The sequence below is a fragment of the Carnobacterium sp. genome (genome assembly GCF_049673005.1).
In the GTDB taxonomy this organism is placed as follows: Bacteria; Bacillota; Bacilli; order Lactobacillales; family Carnobacteriaceae; genus Carnobacterium_A.
Window position 1 is genome coordinate 1 of record NZ_JBATXB010000043.1, and the last position, 3,850, is coordinate 3,850.

Genomic DNA, 3,850 nt, shown 5'->3' on the forward strand with positions numbered 1-3,850 from the left:
TTCCCATTAATGGAAATCGTAAAAGAAGAACTTGATAGAGATATGACATATGATGAATTAATGCATTATATGTCTTTTCCAGGTCCAAAGAGTTTAGAACTCCTTAATATAAAAAATAGTCCAACAGTCTATGAGCGTTGGGTTAAATACGTGAATGCGTATAAACATGGAGCAAGTATTTATTATAATTTCGATGAACTTATTCGTAGTCTTGATAATAAAATTATTCAGGGGGTTGTTTCTTCTAAAAAGAGAGAACAATATATCATTGATATTAAAGGAAAGAAAATACATGACTGCTTTTCTGCTATAGTCTTATTAGAAGACACAAAAAAGCATAAACCTGATGCGGAACCTCTCTTACATTGTGCAAAGATACTAAATGTGGCACCTGAAAACTGCTTATATGTTGGTGATTCATTATCGGACTTTGAATCAGCTAACAAGGCTAAAATGGATTTTGCTTTTGCTTCATGGGGGAGCCTGGAACCAGAAAAGTTCAAAAACACAACCTATACCCTTAATTACCCTAATGATTTACTTGATGTTATTTTTTAAAGAAAAAATATGGACTTTTTCCATCTATTGTTTAGAAAGAATAATAGTTTAAACCTGGAGGGACTAATATGACAAATCAAGAAAAAATGCACACAGAGGACTTATATTTACCTAACGATGAGGAGTTGATGAGAAAGCAGATGCAGCATCTTGACCGTCTGTATGACTTCAATCAAACAAGGCCGAGCGAATTGGATAAGCGAGAAACGATGTTGAAGGCAATGTTTGCTGAAATTGGTGAAGGTTGCTATATTGAGCCACCTCTTCATGCAAATTTTGGAGGTCATCATGTTCATTTTGGTAAGAACGTCTATGCTAATTATAATCTCACTCTGGTTGATGATACTTATATTTATGTGGGAGATTATACGATGTTCGGTCCCAATGTAGTTGTCGCAACTGGAGGACATCCTATTTTACCTGAACTCCGAAAAAAAGCTTACCAATATAATATACCCGTTCATATTGGTAAGAATTGTTGGATTGGTGCTGGCGCAATTATTCTACCTGGAATTACCATCGGAGAAAATGTCGTCGTCGGTGCAGGCAGTGTGGTAACGAAAGATCTTCCTGATAATGTCGTCGCAGTTGGAAATCCTTGTCGTATTCTTAGGGAAATTAATAAGCATGATGAAGACTATTATTTTAAAAATAAAAAGATTAGTAAAGAAAAATAAGAAGTCGTTTATAAAAAAACGATGTATATTTATACTATAAGATAGAACGATTTGATTGAAATATACTTAGCAATTTATAGTGGAGAGTCCATTTAGACTATTTAGTTTATTTAAATAAGAAAAGAGGAATAGTATGAGAAGAGCTAGTTTATGTTTTATCGGAGCAGGATTTCAAGCTACGACTAATATTTATCCATCAGTGGTTGAAGCGGGCATAGAGATTAAGGCAATCGCTACTAGAAATAAAAAAAATTCAAAAGCTACACTTGTTCGTTTTGGTAGTGAAGGCAATGCCTATGATAACATTGATGAAATGCTTAAAAACGAAGAGTGTGATGGTGTTGTAATCGTTGCACAGCCAGAAGATATGTCAGCAATGGTTATAAAGTGTATTGAAGCAGGGAAAAATGTTTTTGCTGAGAAACCTTTAGGATTAACAGCCATAGAGGCTAAGGATCTTTCAGATAGAGCTGAACGAGCTGGAGTAATTTTAATGGTAGGATTTATGAAACGATATGCACCAAGCTATTTGAAGCTTAAAGAATTGATTGCATCGAAAGAGTTAGGCAATGTTAAGTCTTTTAATGTAGATTTTGCAGTTAACAGTACAGAATTCTGTAAGAGTGAGGAAGACTATCTTAAATTAGCTGCAATTCATATTGTTGATTTAATGCGGTATCTATTTGGTGAAGCGATTGGTGTTTCAGGTTTTAAATCAATTGAAGGTTCTAATCTATCTCAGTCTATCTCACTAAAATTTGAATCCGGTACTGTCGGCAGTGCATACTTTGTGGGGATGGATGCTTGGTCCCGTGAAAGAGAAAACATCTTAGTGGAGAAACACCTAAGACTTCAGGCGAAGACAATGTCAAAACAATGGAACTAATTGAATTAATCTTATCAGAACTCAACTAGTATTAAGAAGATAGCCTATCAAAATGAATGAAAAAATTAGTACGAGTATTGTTGCAATAAAAAGAGATAACGTAGCCATCCATAGTGATGGCTACGTTATCTCTTTTTATTAAACCTGTTATTGTACCATTTGGTTAGTTCTACTGTTCAAAAAGATAACCAATAAAATGAGTTGGAAATTTACTTACATAACAATTTGATTTCCGCCATTTTTAACTGCAGTCAATAATTTCTTAGAGACATTATTGATTAGTTCGCTGATTGTTTCTTCTGAATTAAAAACAGAAATAGCAGAACTAATAGTTACATGCCTAGATACATCAAAAAGAGTTTCAAAAACAGTCTGTCTTATTTTGTTAGCCAAAGCATAGGCTTCATCTTCTTGAATATCATTTAATAGAATTAAAAATACGGACTCTCTATACCTACCTGCAACATGACCATTCTCTTTGATGACTGTTTGAATGATTTGTCCAATCACTTTTAATATTTCTTCACTCATCACAATTCCGAATAATTCTTCATATTCGGTGTAATGGTCTACTTTTAAAAACAGTACGGATAAGGGAAGAGTGTATTCTTTAGCAAGACGAACATGTTTCGCTAGCTCTACAACTAAAGAGGACCTTGTATGCAGAGATGTAAGAGAATCTATTTTCATTTGATCAGACAACTTCTTATTTCTAACGACTAATTGATCACGTTCGTATTCCTCTTCTGTAATATCGAATACAACCCCTTTTAAAAACAGAGGTGCACCTTGTTTGTCTCTCTCGGTTACTTTTCCAAAATCATGATACATTTTATAAGAACCATCTTTAGCTTGAATACGGTATTTCACTCTCCAAACAGTCGATTCTCCTTTGAGGTGATTGGTCATTAATTGCATGACATTTTCTTTATCATCTGGATGGATTTTATCTGTAAAAAATTGGAAAGGAACCTTTTCAGGTAAGTCTATTTCTAAGTATCCAATAGCCTCTGCTTTTAAAGGATTGAACGTAACTTCGTTTGTTGTGAAGTCCCAGAACCACTGACCTAAGTTTTTTGTCCATTCAAATTCTAAACGCTCTGAGTCTTGCAGTGCTATTAATAACTCCTTGTTTAATCTCTTTAAAGAAGCCATTTCTAAAATCAACTCTTCTTGAGTATCGTTTTTCAATAGTACAATCTCCTTTTATGAACAATTTAGTTGAGGGTACATTGTATCCACTCAATTCTACTTTAAAGACTGATTTGATTCAATAGGGTAACTGCATTGTTACTAAATTGTACAAATCTTCTTTATAGTTATTCTTTAATACTGAATTAAACCTGTTTTTTTACGTAAATAACGAAGAATCTTTTAAGAAGATTCTTCGTTATTTTTACTTCGCTTTTAATAATCTTAGTCCGTTCAATATAACGACTAATGTGCTTCCTTCATGAATGACTACGCTGATCGCTATATCCGCTAGTCCTAACAAACTGACTACAACTAAAAAGGCTACAACTATCATTGAAAAGATAATATTTTGCCAAATAACGCGTTTCATTTTCAAAGAAACTGTATGTGCATTTACCAGTTTAGCTAAACTATTTTGCATTAAAACGAGATCAGATACATCTACTGCAACGTCAGTACCATCTCCCATAGCAATCCCAATATCTGCCTTTACGAGAGCAGGTGCATCATTTATACCATCACCAACCATAGCAGT

General features: G+C 33.9%; 4 protein-coding genes and 1 pseudogene. 3 read left to right on the forward strand and 2 right to left on the reverse strand.

Translation table 11 applies throughout. The features are described from left to right. From WBF61_RS04090 to WBF61_RS04100, 3 genes are all read left to right on the forward strand, one after another. Positions 1 to 558: HAD family hydrolase (locus WBF61_RS04090; protein ID WP_424254152.1), on the forward strand; the 558-nt coding region annotated here is incomplete at its 5' end. Positions 559 to 626: 68 nt separating this feature from the next. Then, entirely contained in the window at positions 627 to 1,235 is a 609-nt protein-coding gene (locus tag WBF61_RS04095; protein WP_424254154.1) for a sugar O-acetyltransferase, read from the forward strand. A gap of 133 nt (positions 1,236 to 1,368) precedes the next feature. Next, the gene (locus tag WBF61_RS04100; protein WP_424254156.1) at positions 1,369 to 2,121 is read left to right on the forward strand and encodes a Gfo/Idh/MocA family protein; all 753 of its coding nucleotides are present in this window, start codon (positions 1,369 to 1,371) and stop codon (positions 2,119 to 2,121) included. Positions 2,122 to 2,334: 213 nt separating this feature from the next. On the opposite strand, the gene WBF61_RS04105 is transcribed toward WBF61_RS04100, so the two are convergent. Next, positions 2,335 to 3,312 carry a sensor domain-containing diguanylate cyclase gene (locus WBF61_RS04105; RefSeq protein WP_424254158.1) on the reverse strand — a complete coding sequence of 326 codons (978 nt, stop codon included), beginning with the start codon at positions 3,310 to 3,312 and terminating at the stop codon, positions 2,335 to 2,337. Between the two features lie 205 nt (positions 3,313 to 3,517). Then, positions 3,518 to 3,850: pseudogene (locus WBF61_RS04110) on the reverse strand (heavy metal translocating P-type ATPase); the annotation flags it as partial.